Raw genomic sequence first — 14230 nt, 5'->3', positions numbered from 1 at the left:
ATCCGTGGCAGCGACTCCCGCGCCCCCGCAGGCGCCCCCGAAGCCCACCTGGGACCCCAGGAGGCCCGCGCCGCCCTTCCCCTGGCTGCGCCCGACCATCCGCATACGGCTCACGCTGCTCTACGGCGGCATGTTCCTGATCGCCGGCATCCTGCTGCTGTCGATCATCTACCTGCTGGCCGCGCAGGCGCTGAACGTGGGCAGCGAGCTGCCGTTCAAGATCGTCGAGGGCAAGGTCACCAGCGACATCTGCAACCTGCCCGGCCAGGCCTCGCCCAGCGAGTTCAACGACGCGATGAACCAGTGCGTCAACGACCAGCGTCAGCACGCCCTGGACAACCTGCTCAGCCGCTCGCTCCTGGCCCTGCTGGGCCTGGCGGTCATCGCCTTCGCCTTCGGCTACGCCATGGCCGGCCGGGTCCTGTCGCCGCTGGGCCGGATCACCCGCACCGCCCGTACGGTGGCCGGCTCCGACCTGTCCCGCCGGATCGAGCTGGACGGCCCGGACGACGAGCTGAAGGAGCTGGCGGACACCTTCGACGACATGCTGGAGCGGCTGCAGCGCGCCTTCACCGCCCAGCAGCGCTTCGTCGGCAACGCCTCACACGAGCTGAGGACGCCGCTGGCGATCAACCGCACGCTCCTGGAGGTGCACCTGTCGGACCCGGGCGCACCGGTGGAGCTCCAGCAGCTCGGCAAGACGCTGCTGGCCACCAACGAGCGCAGCGAGCAGCTCGTCGAGGGCCTGCTGCTGCTCGCCCGCAGCGACAACCAGATCGTGGAGCGGGGGCCGGTGGACCTGGCCGAGGTCGCCTCGCAGGCCATCGACCAGGTGCACGGCGAGGCCGAGGACAAGGGCGTGCGGATCCGCGGCGAACAGAAGCCCGCGGTCGTCCAGGGCAACGGCGTGCTGCTGGAGCGGATCGCGCTCAACCTGGTGCAGAACGCCGTGCGCTACAACGTGGCCGAGGACGGCTGGGTCGAGGTCACCACCGAGGTCCAGCACGGTCAGGCGGTCCTGGTGGTCTCGAACACGGGCCCGGTCGTGCCGGCGTACGAGATCGACAATCTCTTCGAGCCGTTCCGGCGGTTGCGCACGGAGCGCACGGGCAGCGACAAGGGCGTCGGACTCGGTCTGTCCATCGTCCGGTCCGTGGCCCGGGCGCACGGCGGGCACATCTACGCCCAGCCCCGCGAGGGAGGTGGGCTCGTGATGCGAGTCACGCTGCCCATCTGAGATCATGTCGCCGATCAACTCGGCGGTGCACGGGGATGTTCGCTTTGCGCGGAATTTCTGAGGCCTCACCTCGGGCACCCTGTGTGTGATCGATCACAGGGGCGCCTTTCCGGCCATCTACTCTCCGTGATCATGAGCCCTGTCGGAAAGCCGGGAAAATCCCGGTTTTCGGGGGTCTTGATCACGGGAAGTACAGGGTGAGACGCCTTTGAGGTGCGGCATTCGGACCGTGTACGGTCCCCATCGCCATCCAAGCCGATCACTCGTGAGGAGTCCGGTTGGGTGTCGATTGAGTAACAGACCTTGATGTGAGGCAAAATCTCCGCCTCAGGTCGGGCACAAGTCCGGCCTCTCACGCGTTACGTGCGCTGGAGACACCGCAGACACCCAGAGGGGGAGAGCGACCATGGCAACCGATTACGACACTCCACGCAAGACCGATGACGACGTTGACTCGGACAGCCTCGAAGAACTGAAGGCCCGGCGGAACGACAAGTCGGCTTCCGCAGTGGACGTCGACGAATTCGAGGCCGCCGAAGGCCTCGAACTGCCCGGAGCCGACCTCTCGAACGAGGAACTGGCCGTCCGGGTGCTCCCGAAGCAGCAGGACGAGTTCACGTGCATGAGCTGCTTCCTGGTGCACCACCGCAGCCAGCTGGCCCGGGAGAAGAACGGTCAGCCGATCTGCCGCGACTGCGACTGAGGACGGGTCGGCCGTGACTGGCTCGACCCCTCCCTGGAAGCGCCGCTTCTCCAAGCGGAAAGCGGACGAAGGGCCGATGGACGGCCCGCAGTACGGCGCGCGTGACGACGAGCGAGGCCCAACCGGTACGGGGGCGGCCTCGCTCGAACCGGCCGCGGACCGGAGTGACCTCCCGGCGTCCGTGGACGTCCCCGCACCCGTCGCCCGACGGCGGGCGGGGGCGATCCGGGAAAGGGCCAGGGAGAGCGCCCGCAAGGGCGGTGTCCGGGCCCGGGCGGGGCTCGCGTACCTCGCCGACCGGATCATCGAACTGGCGCCGCGGATCCCCGTACGGGACCTGGCGACGCTCCGCAGGCAGTTCCCGGGCCTCGGGCCCGAAGAGCTCGCGGACAAACTCGTGGCCGGCGCGGCGAGCGCGACGGCGACGGTCGGAGCGGGCATCGGCGCGGCCGCGATGCTTCCCATTCCACCCGCGCTGCCTACGGAACTGGCCGCCGAGGTGACCGGCGTCGCCGCGATCGAGCTGAAGCTGATCGCCGAACTCCACGAGGTCTACGGCGTACGGCCGCCCGGCAACCTCAAGCAGCGCAGCACCGCGTATCTCGACTCGTGGTCGGGGGAGCGCGGGATCGACGCGACCAAGCCGTCGACGCTGAGCGTGGCGCTGAACAGCCGCATGAAGCGGGAGCTGCGGCAGCGGATCATGAAGCGGATGGTCCGCAGCATGCCGAACCTGATCCCGTTCCTGGTGGGCGCCGCCGTGGGGGCGGCCATGAACCGCAGCGAGACGAGAAAGCTGGCCGCGCGGATCCGCAAGGACCTGCGCAAGCTTCAGGTGCCCTGGGAGGCTCTCGAGGCGCTTCCCGCCCTGGAACGACCGGCGGACGCCCTGGAGATGGGCGAGATCACGCACGACCCCCTGGGACGCGACGCGGACGCGAAACGCGACGACACGCACAAGCGCGACGACGGACGCTGAAGCCGCCCGCCCGCCGTCGGGTGAAGCGACGCTCGGATGTGCTACTCCGACTTCGCCGGCCTGGTGGCCTTCAGCGCCTCCGCCAGACGCTCCGGCTCGCGCGTGGACAGATACAGGTACGGAGTCGGGTCCTCCGGGTCCGTGACCTCCACGCGCAGGGCCGTGGGGATGTAGGCGCGCAGCAGCATGAAGGCGCGTGTGTCGGCCTTGTGGGTGCGCCAGGCGCGCGCCCCCTCCGCGTCCAGGACCTCCGCCTCGCCCAGCGCCGCCAGCGGGATCTTCGCCTCGCCCGCGATCAGCGAATCGCCCACCACGCGGATGCGGACCGAGCCGTACGAACTCGCGGCGACGGCCGCGACCGCGGTGCCTCCGGCCAGGCCGCCGAGCATGGGCAGCGTGCCGAACGGAAGCAGGATCAGGGCCATCGAGACACCGACGAGGAACGAGATCAGCCACCAGGTCCGGGGGGCGGTGAGGCGTTCTTCGTACGGGGCGGCGGAGAGCTGCATGGAGCCAAGCTTGACACGGTGTCCGGAACGGGCCGACGCGCGGGTAAGGTCTCCGGCTGTGAGTCGTACTTCCGCAGCTCTTCAGCCTCCGGCCGACGCCGTGCGACCGGTGCGGCATCCGGACGCTCCGGCGCCCGGTGAGCTCCTCGGCGCGCACTACGGTCAGTGTTTCGGCTGTGGCGGTGACCAGCCGCACGGGCTGCACCTGGAGGCGCGGGCCGGCGAGGGCGTGTCACTCACCGCCGAGTTCACCGTACGGCCCGCCCACCAGGGCGCACCCGGCCTCGCGCACGGCGGGGTGCTCACCAGCGCCCTGGACGAGGCCCTCGGCTCGCTGAACTGGCTGCTGCGCACGATCGCCGTGACCGGGCGGCTGGAGACCGACTTCATGGGGCCCGTGCCCGTCGGCACCACGCTGCACCTTCAGGCGGAGGTGACGGCGGTGGCCGGGCGGAAGATCTACTCGACCGCGACCGGACGCGTGGGAGGCCCCGACGGACCCGTCGCCGTGCGCGCCGACGCGCTCTTCGTCGAGGTGAAGGTCGACCACTTCGTCGAGCACGGCCGCCAGGAGGAGATCCAGGCGGCCATGAACGACCCGGACCAGGTCCGGCGCGCCCGTGCCTTCGAGGTGAACCCGTGAGCCTGGAAGGCCCCGTGAGCCCGGCCGACCCCATGAGCCCCACCGGCCCCACCGACCCCGCGAGCCCGGAAAGCCCCATGACTCCCGCGAGCCCTGTGAGCCGTCAGCCCCTCGATGTGCTGATCCGGCGCGTCGATCCGGAAGTACCCCTTCCGTCGTATGCGCAGCCCGGTGACGCGGGAGCCGATCTGCGCACCACCGAGGCGTGCCAACTGGAGCCGGGCGAGCGGGCCGTGCTGCCCACGGGAGTGTCTGTGGCGCTGCCGGAGGGGTACGCGGCCTTCGTGCACCCGCGATCCGGTCTGGCCGCCCGCTGCGGCGTCGCCCTGGTGAATGCCCCGGGGACGGTTGATGCCGGGTACCGTGGGGAGATCAAGGTGATCGTGGTGAATCTCGACCCGCGCGAGTGCGTGCGGTTCGAGCGCTTCGACCGGATTGCCCAACTGGTAGTCCAGCAGGTCGAGAAGGTTCGCTTCCAAGAGGTGGCAAAACTTCCCGACTCGGCGCGGGCCGAGGGGGGCTTCGGGTCCACCGGAGGCCATGCGGCGGTGGACGGGACGAGCGGCACAAGCGGTCAGGCCGCCCTGGGCGGTCGGACGGGTGGGAATCGATACGCTTCGGTCGTATCCGACCGGGAAGGACAGTGACGTGTTCGGACGTCGCAAGAATAGGGATGCCGCCGATGACGCGGCCGGCGAGACCGAGCAGGTCGTCGACGGTGTCGACAGTGAGGCGGATGAGGGCGAGCGCCTGAGGCTCGAGCCGGCGCCGCGGCCCGACGGGCCCTGGGACGACTCCGAGGTCCACGACCCGGCAGAGGGCCGGGTCGACCTGGGCGGTCTGTTCGTGCCGGGCGTCGAGGGCATGGAGCTCAGGGTCGAGGTCGCGGGCGACGCGATCGTGGCGGCGACGGTCGTGCTGCGCGACAGCGCCATTCAGCTGCAGGGCTTCGCCGCACCCAAGCGTGAGGGCATCTGGGGCGAGGTGCGCGAGGAGATCGGCTCGGGCATCACCCAGCAGGGCGGCATCGTCGACGAGGTCGAGGGGCCGCTGGGCTGGGAGTTGCGGGCCCAGGTGCCGGTACAGCTGCCGGACGGCACCGGCGGCTTCCAGGTCGTGCGGTTCATCGGCGTGGACGGCCCCCGGTGGTTCCTGCGCGGGGTCATCTCGGGCCAGGGCGCGGTGCAGCCGCAGGCCGCCGGGCTGCTCGAGCAGATCTTCCGGGACACGGTCGTGGTCCGCGGCGAGGGCCCGATGGCGCCCCGCGACCCGATCGTCCTGAAGCTGCCGAACGACGCCCAGATGGTCCCCGAGGGCGTCCAGCAGGAGGAGGGCTCCCGCTTCGCGGGCGGAATGGGCCAGCTCCAGCGCGGACCGGAGATCACCGAGGTCCGCTGAGGCTCACAGAGACAGCAGGGCCGTACCCCCATGGGGTGCGGCCCTTTCTCATGCGCGCTCATGCGTGAAGCCTTGACGGGTCATTGGTCTGTACCTACCGTCTCCGTTCACCGCGTCTGTTCATAAAGGCGCTTCACGTTCACATACGAGAACGGAAGGCTCCTACGCATGCGCAGAACCGCTCTGTTGGCCGCCACGGCCGCCCTCGTCGCCGGCCTCCTCACCTGGCCCGCGAACGCCGCTCCCCGCAGCTTCGTCCACCCCGGAGTCACCGTTTCAAAGGGGCAGCTGGACTTCGCCCGCTCCAAGGTCGACTCCGGTGCCCAGCCCTGGAAGGGCGCCTTCGACCGGATGATGGCGAGCAAGTACGCCGACCTGAACCGCAGGCCCGCGCCCCGGGCCGTCGTCGAGTGCGGTTCGTACTCCAACCCCAACCACGGCTGCACCGACGAACGCGAGGACGCGATCGCCGCCTACACCCAGGCCCTCGCCTGGTACCTCACCCGCGACGAACGGCACGCGCGCAAGGCGATCGAGCTGATGGACGCCTGGTCGGCCGTGATCAGGGACCACACCAACAGCAACGCGCCCCTGCAGACCGGCTGGGCCGGCTCCTCCTGGCCCAAGGCCGCCGAGATCATCAAGCACACCTACACCGGGACCTGGGCGAACTCCGGCCGCTTCGCCACCATGCTCCGCGACGTCTACCTCCCCGAGGTGATCAACGGCTCCCACTCCAACGGGAACTGGGAGCTGTCGATGATGGAGGCCGCCGTCGGCATCTCCGTCTTCCTGGAGGACAAGGCGTCGTACGACAAGGCCATGGCGAAGTTCCGGACGCGTACGGCCGCCTACGTCTATCTGGCCTCCGACGGTGCGCTGCCGAAGACCGTGCCGAGCCAGAACCTGAACACACGGGAGAAGATCGTCCGGTACTGGCAGGGGCAGTCGACCTTCGTCGACGGGCTCAGCCAGGAGACCTGCCGGGACTTCACCCACACCGGCTACGGCCTCTCCGCCATCTCGCACATCGCCGAGACCAGCCGGATCCAGGGCCAGGACCTCTACGGCACCGACGTGGGCGAGCGGCTGCGGCACGGGCTCGGCTTCCACGCCAAGTACGAGCTCGGCACCGCCGCCCCGGGCTGGCTGTGCGGCGGCTCGCTCAAGCCCGGGCTCGGGCCGGTCCCCGAGGTCGGCCACAACGCCCTGGCCAACCGCCTCGGACACGCCATGACCAACACCGGGACGCTGACCATGCGGGGGCGCCCGGCCGGCAGCAACAACCTCTTCGTCGCCTGGGAGACCCTCACCCACGGCGACAATCCCGCGTGAGGCCCTGACCCGCCGGGCGCGTCAGAGTTCCGTCAAAGACGGTCCGCGGCCGCGCCCGGCGCCCGTATGCCGTATTCGCCGGCCGTAAGGTCGACGCTGCGCAAACAGCGGACCGGAAGACAATGAGGCCATGGCACGCGGCAAGTTTCGGATATACCTCGGTGCGGCACCGGGCGTCGGCAAGACGTACGCGATGCTCTCCGAGGCGCATCGCCGTGTCGAGCGGGGCACCGACTGCGTGGTGGCCTACGTCGAGCACTACGACCGGCCCCGCACCGAGGTGATGCTGCACGGCCTGGAGCAGGTACCGCGCAGGCAGCTGGAGTACCGCGGCGGCCTCTTCCCCGAGATGGACCTCGACGCCGTCCTGCGGCGCGCCCCCTCGGTCGCCCTCGTGGACGAACTGGCCCACACGAACGTCCCCGGCTCCCGCAACGCCAAGCGCTGGCAGGACGTGGAGGAACTGCTGGCGGCCGGTATCGACGTGATCTCGACCGTCAACATCCAGCACCTGGAGTCCCTCGGCGACGTCGTGGAGTCGATCACCGGGGTGCGGCAGCAGGAAACCGTGCCGGACGAGGTGGTACGGCGGGCCGACCAGATCGAGCTGGTCGACATGTCGCCCGAGGCGCTGCGGCGGCGGATGGCGCACGGCAACATCTACCAGCCGGACAAGGTCGACGCCGCCCTGTCGAACTACTTCCGGCCCGGCAACCTGACCGCCCTGCGCGAGCTGGCGCTGCTGTGGGTGGCCGACCGGGTCGACGCCTATCTCACGCAGTACCGCAGCGAGCACCGCGTGTCGAGGATCTGGGGCTCGCGCGAGCGGATCGTCGTCGGCCTGACCGGAGGCCCGGAGGGCCGGACGCTGATCCGCCGCGCCGCCCGGCTGGCCGAGAAGGGCGCCGGCGGCGAGGTACTGGCCGTCTACATAGCCCGCAGCGACGGGCTGACCTCCGCCTCGCCCAAGGAACTGGCGATGCAGCGGACCCTGGCCGAGGACCTCGGCGGCACCTTCCACCACGTCGTGGGCGACGACATACCGGCCGCCCTGCTCGACTTCGCCCGCGGCGTGAACGCCACCCAGATCGTGCTGGGGTCCTCCCGCCGCAAGACCTGGCAGTACGTCTTCGGGCCCGGCGTGGGAGCGACGGTCGCCCGGGAGTCCGGGCCCGACCTCGACGTGCACATCGTCACCCACGACGAGGTCGCCAAGGGCCGCGGGCTTCCGGTGGCCCGGGACGCGCGCCTCGGGCGCTCCCGGCGGGTGTGGGGCTGGGTCGTCGGCGTCGCGGGACCGCCGGCCCTGGCGGCGCTGCTCAACACCGTGGACCTCGGCCTCGCAAACGACATGCTGCTGTTCCTGGCGCTGACGGTGGCGGCGGCGCTGCTCGGCGGGCTGCTCCCCGCACTGGCCTCGGCGGCGGTGGGATCGCTGCTGCTGAACTACTTCTACACACCGCCGCTGCACCGGTGGACCATCTCCGACCCGAAGAACATCGTCGCCATCGTGATCTTCGTGGCCGTCGGGGTGGCGGTGGCCTCCGTGGTCGACCTCGCGGCCCGCCGCACCCACCAGGCGGCCAGGCTGCGGGCCGAGTCCGAGATCCTGTCCTTCCTCGCGGGCAACGTGCTGCGCGGCGAGACCGGCCTGGAGGACCTGCTGGAACGGGTCCGGGAGACCTTCGGTATGGAGTCGGCGGCCCTGCTGGAGCGGGCGAGCGACGTCGAGCCGTGGACCTGCGCGGGCCGCGTCGGGCAGGGGCATCCCGTGGAGCGGCCCGAGGAGGCGGACGTGGACATGCCGGTCGGGGACCATATGGCGCTCGCGCTGACCGGCCGCGTCCTGCCCGCCGAGGACCGCCGGGTGCTGGCCGCCTTCGCCGCCCAGGCCGCCGTCGTACTGGACCGCCGCCGGCTCCAGGAGGAGGCCGACCGGGCCCGGGCGCTCGCCGAGGGCAACCGCATCCGTACGGCGCTGCTGGCCGCCGTCAGCCACGATCTGCGCACCCCGCTCGCCGGGATCAAGGCGTCGGTGTCCTCACTGCGCTCCGAGGACGTCGAGTGGTCCGAGGAGGACCGGGCGGAACTGCTGGAGGGCATCGAGGAGGGCGCCGACCGGCTCGACCACCTCGTCGGCAACCTGCTCGACATGTCCCGTCTCCAGACCGGCACGGTCACCCCGCTGATCCGCGAGATCGACCTCGACGAAGTGGTGCCGATGGCGCTCGGCGGGGTGCCCGAGGGCAGCGCCGGCCTGGACGTGCCCGAGACCCTGCCGATGGTCGCCGTGGACCCGGGGCTGCTGGAGCGGGCGATGGCCAACCTGGTCGAGAACGCCGTCAAGTACAGTCCGGCCGGCTCGCCCGTGCTGGTCGCCGCGAGCGCGCTCGCCGACCGGGTGGAGGTGCGGGTGGTCGACCGGGGGCCGGGCGTCCCCGACGAGGCCAAGGACCGCATATTCGAACCCTTCCAGCGCTACGGCGACGCCCCGCGCGGCGCCGGCGTGGGCCTGGGGCTCGCGGTGGCGCGCGGCTTCGCCGAGGCCATGGGCGGCACCCTGAACGCCGAGGACACGCCCGGCGGCGGACTCACCATGGTCCTCACCCTCCGCGCGGCGGGAACACGCCCGGAGCCGTTCCACGCGGCAGAACCCGAAAGGCAGGTCTCATGACCCGCGTCCTGGTGGTCGACGACGAGCCCCAGATCGTGCGCGCTCTCGTGATCAACCTCAAGGCACGCAAGTACGAGGTCGACGCGGCCCACGACGGCGCCGGCGCTCTCGAGCTCGCCGCCGCCCGCCACCCCGACGTGGTCGTCCTCGACCTCGGGCTGCCCGACATGGACGGCGTCGAGGTGATCAGGGGCCTGCGCGGCTGGACGCGGGTACCGATCCTGGTGCTCTCCGCCCGGCACTCCTCCGACGAGAAGGTGGAGGTGCTGGACGCGGGTGCCGACGACTACGTGACCAAGCCGTTCGGCATGGACGAGCTGCTGGCCCGGCTGCGGGCCGCCGTGCGCCGGGCCGAGCCGGCCGGAGGAGGTGAGGACGACGTGATCGTGGAGACCGACGAGTTCACCGTCGACCTGGCCGCGAAGAAGGTCAACCGCGCGGGGAAGGACGTACGCCTGACGCCGACGGAGTGGCATCTGCTGGAGGTCCTGGTGCGCCACAGCGGCCGCCTGGTCGGGCAGAAGCAGCTGCTCCAGGAGGTGTGGGGGCCGTCGTACGGGACGGAGACCAACTATCTGCGCGTGTACATGGCACAACTGCGGCGGAAGCTGGAGGCGGACCCCTCGCATCCGAAGCACTTCATCACGGAGCCGGGGATGGGCTATCGGTTCGAGAGGTAAGGCCCGTGCCGACAGGGCTGCGTAGCTGTCAGCGGGCCCCGGTACGCTCTAGTCATGAGTGCTGTTCCTCGTTCGCAGAAGCAGGCGGGCCGGTTCCGGCGCATGCTCGACCGGCTCTCCTCGTCGCAGGAGGACCTGGAGTCCGAGGAGCTGCGGGAGGACACCGAGACGGCAGGCTGTATCCGGATCGGAGACTGTCAGGACCGGCAGATAGTGACGGTTACTGGTACCTTGCGCACGGTCACCCTGCGGCCGCGTGCGGGCGTCCCGGCCCTGGAGGCCGAGCTGTTCGACGGCTCCGCCGCGCTGGACGTGGTGTGGCTCGGCAGGCGCTCCATCGTGGGCATAGAACCGGGGCGCAAGCTGATCGCATCGGGCCGGATCTCGATGAGCCGGGGCCGCCGGGTGCTGTTCAACCCCAAGTACGAACTGAGACCCCTCGGACGGGAGTAGCCGGTGACGTCGCTCGACAAGCCGACCGAAGAGACATCTGCGGACGACAACCGGGCGGTGACCGAGGCCGCCCTGTTCGAGGCGTTCGGCGGCGTCCGGGGCATGGTCGAGACGGTGCTGCCCGGCCTGCTCTTCGTCAGCATCTACACGATCAACAAGGACCTGCATCTGTCGGCGATCGCGGCGCTGGCCGTGTCGCTGGTGCTGGTCGCGGTCCGGCTGGTGATGAAGGACACCGTCAAGCACGCCTTCAGCGGTGTTTTCGGTGTGGCCTTCGGTGTCGTCTTCGCGATGATGACGGGCAACGCCAAGGACTTCTACCTGCCCGGCATGCTCTACACGCTGGGCCTCGGACTCGCGTACATCGTCACCACGCTGTGCGGTGTCCCGCTGATCGGGCTGATCCTCGGCCCGGTCTTCAAGGAGAACCTCTCCTGGCGCACGCGCAACCCCGGCCGCAAGAAGGCCTACGCCAAGGCCAGTTACGCCTGGGGCGCGATCCTGCTCGCCAAGTGCGCGATCCTCTTCCCGCTGTACTGGTGGGCCGACACCACACAGCTGGGCTGGGTCCTCATCGCCCTGAAGATCCCGCCGTTCCTGCTCGCCGTGTGGCTGACCTGGGTGTTCCTGGCGAAGGCGCCCGCGCCGATCGATGTGTTCGCGGAGATGGAGGCGGAGGAGAAGGCCGCCGAGGAGAGGGAGCGGGAAAGGGAGCGGGAAGCCGCTGCCCGGTCCGCCGAGCAGTGAGTCTCCAGAGCTGAGAGAAGCTGAGAGAAGGGGCGTCCCGAGTACTCGGGACGCCCCTTCCTGCTTGCCACGAAGGGCACAGCCTCAGCTCTTCGCGCTGTCCTTGCGCACCGACAGCAGGTCCTCCAGCTGCTCCTCGCGGGCCTGCGCGGCCACGAAGAGGAGTTCGTCGCCCGCCTCCAGGGAGTCCTCCCGGGAGGGGGTCAGGACCCGGGTGCCGCGGATGATCGTCACCAGGGACGTGTCCTCGGGCCACTCGACATCGCCGACCTGCGTGCCGGCCAGGGCCGACTCCTCCGGCAGGGTCAGCTCGACCAGGTTGGCGTCGCCGTGGCTGAAGCGGAGCAGGCGGACCAGATCGCCCACGCTCACCGCCTCCTCGACCAGGGCGGACATCAGACGCGGGGTGGAGACGGCGACGTCCACGCCCCAGGACTCGTTGAAGAGCCACTCGTTCTTCGGGTTGTTCACCCGCGCGACCACCCGCGGCACGCCGTACTCCGTCTTGGCGAGCAGCGAGACGACCAGGTTCACCTTGTCGTCGCCGGTCGCGGCGATGACGACGTTGCAGCGCTGGAGGGCCGCCTCGTCCAGGGAGGTGATCTCGCAGGCGTCGGCGAGCAGCCACTCCGCCTGCGGGACGCGCTCGACCGAGATGGCCGTCGGCGCCTTGTCGATGAGCAGGACCTCGTGGCCGTTCTCCAGCAGCTCGCCCGCGATCGAGCGGCCGACCGCGCCGGCTCCGGCAATGGCGACCCTCATCAGTGACCGCCCTCCTCTTCGGGACCCTTGGCGAACGCCGCCTCGACCGTGTCGACCTCGTCGGTGCGCATCATCACGTGCACCAGGTCGCCCTCCTGCAACACCGTCTGCGAGGTGGGCAGGACCGCCTCGCCGAGCCGGGTCAGAAACGCCACGCGCACGCCGGTCTCCTCCTGGAGCCGGCTGATCTTGTGGCCGACCCACGCGGTGGAGGCGTGCACCTCGGCGAGCTGGACGCCGCCGGTCGGGTCGCGCCACAGCGGCTCGGCACCCGAGGGGAGCAGCCGGCGCAGCATCTGGTCGGCCGTCCAGCGGACGGTCGCGACGGTGGGGATGCCCAGGCGCTGGTAGACCTCGGCGCGGCGGGGATCGTAGATGCGGGCGGCGACGTTCTCGATGCCGAACATCTCGCGGGCCACACGTGCGGCGATGATGTTGGAGTTGTCACCGCTGGAGACGGCGGCGAAGGCGCCGGCCTCCTCGATGCCGGCCTCCCGCAGGGTGTCCTGGTCGAAGCCGACCCCGGTGACCCGGCGGCCGCCGAAGGAGGATCCCAGGCGGCGGAAGGCGGTGGGGTCCTGGTCGACCACGGCGACCGTGTGGCCCTGTTGCTCCAGGTTCTGGGCCAGGGCGGAGCCCACTCGCCCGCAACCCATGATGACAATATGCATCGCGTCACACCGCGCTTCCTGCAGGCCCTCTGACCTTCATGAATGTCGTGATCATGTCTCTCTTTCGGCTCGCCGGGCATCACATCGCGGCCTGCGTGCGGACCGCCGGGCAACATCATGCCGGTGGAATCAGGCCATGATGCCCTGCGGGGGCGGTGCCGCGTTCGACTGCCCGACTCCAACGTATCGGCAAAGTCGAGGGGGTTGCCGAGGGCCCTGCCCCGGCCGGAGCGGGCTTCGACCGGGCCCTCGGCGGGGGAGGAAGGCACCATGAGTACCGAGATCGACGTCCTGGTCCTGGGCGGCGCGGGCGTGGACACGATCGTGCACGTGCCCGAGCTGCCCGTGCCGCTCGCCGACAGCCACATGATCCGGCCCGGGATCGTGACGCGCGCGGGCCAGAGCGGAGACTTCGTCGCCCTCGGCACGAGCGCGCTGGGCCTGCGCACCCACCACCTCGACATGCTGGGCGACGACCCCGAGGGCGACCTCGTCCGCGCCCTGCACCGCGACCGCGGCATCGCGCTCACCGCCGTCCCCCAGCCGCTCGGCACCAAGCGGGCGGTCAACCTCGTCGGCCCGGACGGCAAGCGGCTCTCCCTCTACGACGCCACGCGCTCGGCGGAGACCGACCGGCTGCCCGAAGCCGCCCTGCGGGAGCTGGCCGCCGTCAGCCGGCACGCCCACGTCGTCATCACGCAGCCGTGCGGCCACGCGCTGCCCGCCCTGCACGAGGCGGGCGTGACCGTCTCGACCGACCTGCACGACTGGGACGGGGCCAACCCGTACCACGAGACCTTCGCGCACCAGGCCGACCTGGTCTTCCTGTCCAGCGCGGCGCTGGCCGACCCGGAGCGCACCATGCGGCGGATCACCGAACGGGGCAGGGCCCGGGCGGTCGTCGCCACCGCCGGGGCCGACGGGGCCTATCTGCTGGCCGACGGCGAGCTGATCCACGTACCCGCCGCGACGCCCCCGGCGCCGGTGGTCGACTCCAACGGCGCGGGCGACGCCTTCGCCGCCGCGTTCCTCTACGCCTGGCTGAACGCCGAGCCGCCCCGCCGCTGCGCCCTGTACGGCACGGTGGCCGGGGCGTACGCCTGCACGGTGCCGTCGACCCGGGCCGACAGCATCGGGCGGGCGGAACTGTGTGCCCGGGTCGGCGACCTCGTCAGCGGCGGTTGATGCTGCGCACGCTCGCGAGAGTCAGGATTCCGAGGGCGATGACGGTGGCCGCGGCGCCGATCAGTTCTGCGGGCGTGTGCATGGGACCTCCGGGGTCGACAACGGCCTGGTGAGGGACGGGCTTAGTCATATAGGCACGAGAAGCCGGTGACCTGCGGAATCCGCAGCCGCAGTGCCCTCCGAATTCACTCGGAGGGCAGATGGGAGGCCGATGAGGGGTGGCGGGTGGGCGAGCCCGCAATCGAACGCTTACG

Annotated in this window: 15 protein-coding genes; 12 read left to right on the top strand and 3 right to left on the bottom strand. The window is 70.7% G+C overall.

Annotated features, from left to right (window positions below):
- Nucleotides 1-4 precede the first annotated feature (4 nt).
- The 3 genes from ACWIF2_RS00710 to ACWIF2_RS00700 all read left to right on the top strand — a co-directional run bounded on the left by ACWIF2_RS00710 (nucleotide 5) and on the right by ACWIF2_RS00700 (nucleotide 2919).
- Complete coding sequence (locus tag ACWIF2_RS00710; protein WP_382581036.1) at nucleotides 5-1237, top strand: sensor histidine kinase; 1233 nt, start codon at nucleotides 5-7, stop codon at nucleotides 1235-1237.
- 406 nt (nucleotides 1238-1643) lie between these two features.
- On the top strand, nucleotides 1644-1940 hold the full coding sequence (locus ACWIF2_RS00705; RefSeq protein ID WP_003993510.1) for a DUF4193 domain-containing protein: 297 nt from the start codon (nucleotides 1644-1646) through the stop codon (nucleotides 1938-1940).
- Between the two features lie 13 nt (nucleotides 1941-1953).
- On the top strand, nucleotides 1954-2919 hold the full coding sequence (locus ACWIF2_RS00700; protein WP_454357828.1) for a hypothetical protein: 966 nt from the start codon (nucleotides 1954-1956) through the stop codon (nucleotides 2917-2919).
- A 41-nt stretch (nucleotides 2920-2960) separates the two neighbouring features.
- Here the strand turns inward: ACWIF2_RS00700 and ACWIF2_RS00695 are convergent, their stop codons facing one another.
- A complete protein-coding gene (locus ACWIF2_RS00695; protein ID WP_454357827.1) occupies nucleotides 2961-3428 on the bottom strand; it encodes a DUF3093 domain-containing protein in 468 nt (155 codons plus the stop codon).
- A 58-nt stretch (nucleotides 3429-3486) separates the two neighbouring features.
- Here ACWIF2_RS00695 and ACWIF2_RS00690 point away from each other — a divergent pair, with 58 nt between their 5' ends.
- The 8 genes from ACWIF2_RS00690 to ACWIF2_RS00655 all read left to right on the top strand — a co-directional run bounded on the left by ACWIF2_RS00690 (nucleotide 3487) and on the right by ACWIF2_RS00655 (nucleotide 11358).
- On the top strand, nucleotides 3487-4071 hold the full coding sequence (locus ACWIF2_RS00690) for a PaaI family thioesterase (RefSeq protein ID WP_454357826.1): 585 nt from the start codon (nucleotides 3487-3489) through the stop codon (nucleotides 4069-4071).
- A gap of 95 nt (nucleotides 4072-4166) precedes the next feature.
- A complete protein-coding gene (dut, locus tag ACWIF2_RS00685; protein WP_382498495.1) occupies nucleotides 4167-4718 on the top strand; it encodes a dUTP diphosphatase in 552 nt (183 codons plus the stop codon).
- A 1-nt stretch (nucleotide 4719) separates the two neighbouring features.
- Nucleotides 4720-5469, top strand: coding sequence for a DUF3710 domain-containing protein (locus ACWIF2_RS00680; RefSeq protein ID WP_454357825.1), 750 nt, complete (start codon nucleotides 4720-4722; stop codon nucleotides 5467-5469).
- A 168-nt stretch (nucleotides 5470-5637) separates the two neighbouring features.
- Nucleotides 5638-6804, top strand: a complete 1167-nt coding sequence (locus tag ACWIF2_RS00675) for an alginate lyase family protein (protein WP_454357824.1) — start codon at nucleotides 5638-5640, stop codon at nucleotides 6802-6804.
- A gap of 130 nt (nucleotides 6805-6934) precedes the next feature.
- Nucleotides 6935-9478 carry an ATP-binding protein gene (locus tag ACWIF2_RS00670; RefSeq protein ID WP_454357823.1) on the top strand — a complete coding sequence of 848 codons (2544 nt, stop codon included), beginning with the start codon at nucleotides 6935-6937 and terminating at the stop codon, nucleotides 9476-9478.
- Nucleotides 9475-10158 carry a response regulator gene (locus ACWIF2_RS00665; RefSeq protein ID WP_454357822.1) on the top strand — a complete coding sequence of 228 codons (684 nt, stop codon included), beginning with the start codon at nucleotides 9475-9477 and terminating at the stop codon, nucleotides 10156-10158. Before ACWIF2_RS00670 ends, ACWIF2_RS00665 begins: the two co-directional genes overlap by 4 nt.
- Nucleotides 10159-10212: 54 nt before the next feature.
- Nucleotides 10213-10611: an OB-fold nucleic acid binding domain-containing protein gene (locus tag ACWIF2_RS00660; protein ID WP_381033787.1), complete on the top strand. Its 399-nt coding sequence runs from the start codon at nucleotides 10213-10215 to the stop codon at nucleotides 10609-10611.
- Between the two features lie 3 nt (nucleotides 10612-10614).
- Entirely contained in the window at nucleotides 10615-11358 is a 744-nt protein-coding gene (locus ACWIF2_RS00655; RefSeq protein WP_454357821.1) for a DUF3159 domain-containing protein, read from the top strand.
- Nucleotides 11359-11442: 84 nt separating this feature from the next.
- On the opposite strand, the gene ACWIF2_RS00650 is transcribed toward ACWIF2_RS00655, so the two are convergent.
- Together ACWIF2_RS00650 and ACWIF2_RS00645 are read right to left on the bottom strand one after the other, a co-directional pair.
- Nucleotides 11443-12120 (bottom strand): potassium channel family protein, encoded by a 678-nt coding sequence (locus ACWIF2_RS00650; protein ID WP_215118080.1) that lies wholly within the window; start codon nucleotides 12118-12120, stop codon nucleotides 11443-11445.
- On the bottom strand, nucleotides 12120-12791 hold the full coding sequence (locus ACWIF2_RS00645; protein WP_215118079.1) for a potassium channel family protein: 672 nt from the start codon (nucleotides 12789-12791) through the stop codon (nucleotides 12120-12122). The genes ACWIF2_RS00650 and ACWIF2_RS00645 overlap by 1 nt, the downstream gene beginning before the upstream one ends.
- 270 nt (nucleotides 12792-13061) lie before the next feature.
- Between ACWIF2_RS00645 and ACWIF2_RS00640 the strand changes: the two genes are divergently transcribed.
- On the top strand, nucleotides 13062-13976 hold the full coding sequence (locus ACWIF2_RS00640) for an adenosine kinase (RefSeq protein ID WP_454357820.1): 915 nt from the start codon (nucleotides 13062-13064) through the stop codon (nucleotides 13974-13976).
- Nucleotides 13977-14230 lie beyond the last annotated feature (254 nt).

This window comes from Streptomyces sp. NPDC055506, from assembly GCF_053643595.1.
The sequence above is the reverse complement of the archived record's forward strand: the minus strand, read 5'-3'. Positions and strand labels throughout refer to the sequence as shown.

What these genes read in the sequence shown, in the direction of transcription:
- ACWIF2_RS00705 (WP_003993510.1), top strand. Translation starts at nt 1,644, where the DNA reads ATGGCAACCGATTACGACACTCCACGCAAGACCGATGACGACGTTGAC.
- ACWIF2_RS00695 (WP_454357827.1), bottom strand. Translation starts at nt 3,428, where the DNA reads ATGCAGCTCTCCGCCGCCCCGTACGAAGAACGCCTCACCGCCCCCCGG.
- ACWIF2_RS00675 (WP_454357824.1), top strand. Translation starts at nt 5,638, where the DNA reads ATGCGCAGAACCGCTCTGTTGGCCGCCACGGCCGCCCTCGTCGCCGGC.
- ACWIF2_RS00670 (WP_454357823.1), top strand. Translation starts at nt 6,935, where the DNA reads ATGGCACGCGGCAAGTTTCGGATATACCTCGGTGCGGCACCGGGCGTC.
- ACWIF2_RS00665 (WP_454357822.1), top strand. Translation starts at nt 9,475, where the DNA reads ATGACCCGCGTCCTGGTGGTCGACGACGAGCCCCAGATCGTGCGCGCT.
- ACWIF2_RS00660 (WP_381033787.1), top strand. Translation starts at nt 10,213, where the DNA reads ATGAGTGCTGTTCCTCGTTCGCAGAAGCAGGCGGGCCGGTTCCGGCGC.
- ACWIF2_RS00650 (WP_215118080.1), bottom strand. Translation starts at nt 12,120, where the DNA reads ATGAGGGTCGCCATTGCCGGAGCCGGCGCGGTCGGCCGCTCGATCGCG.
- ACWIF2_RS00645 (WP_215118079.1), bottom strand. Translation starts at nt 12,791, where the DNA reads ATGCATATTGTCATCATGGGTTGCGGGCGAGTGGGCTCCGCCCTGGCC.
- ACWIF2_RS00640 (WP_454357820.1), top strand. Translation starts at nt 13,062, where the DNA reads ATGAGTACCGAGATCGACGTCCTGGTCCTGGGCGGCGCGGGCGTGGAC.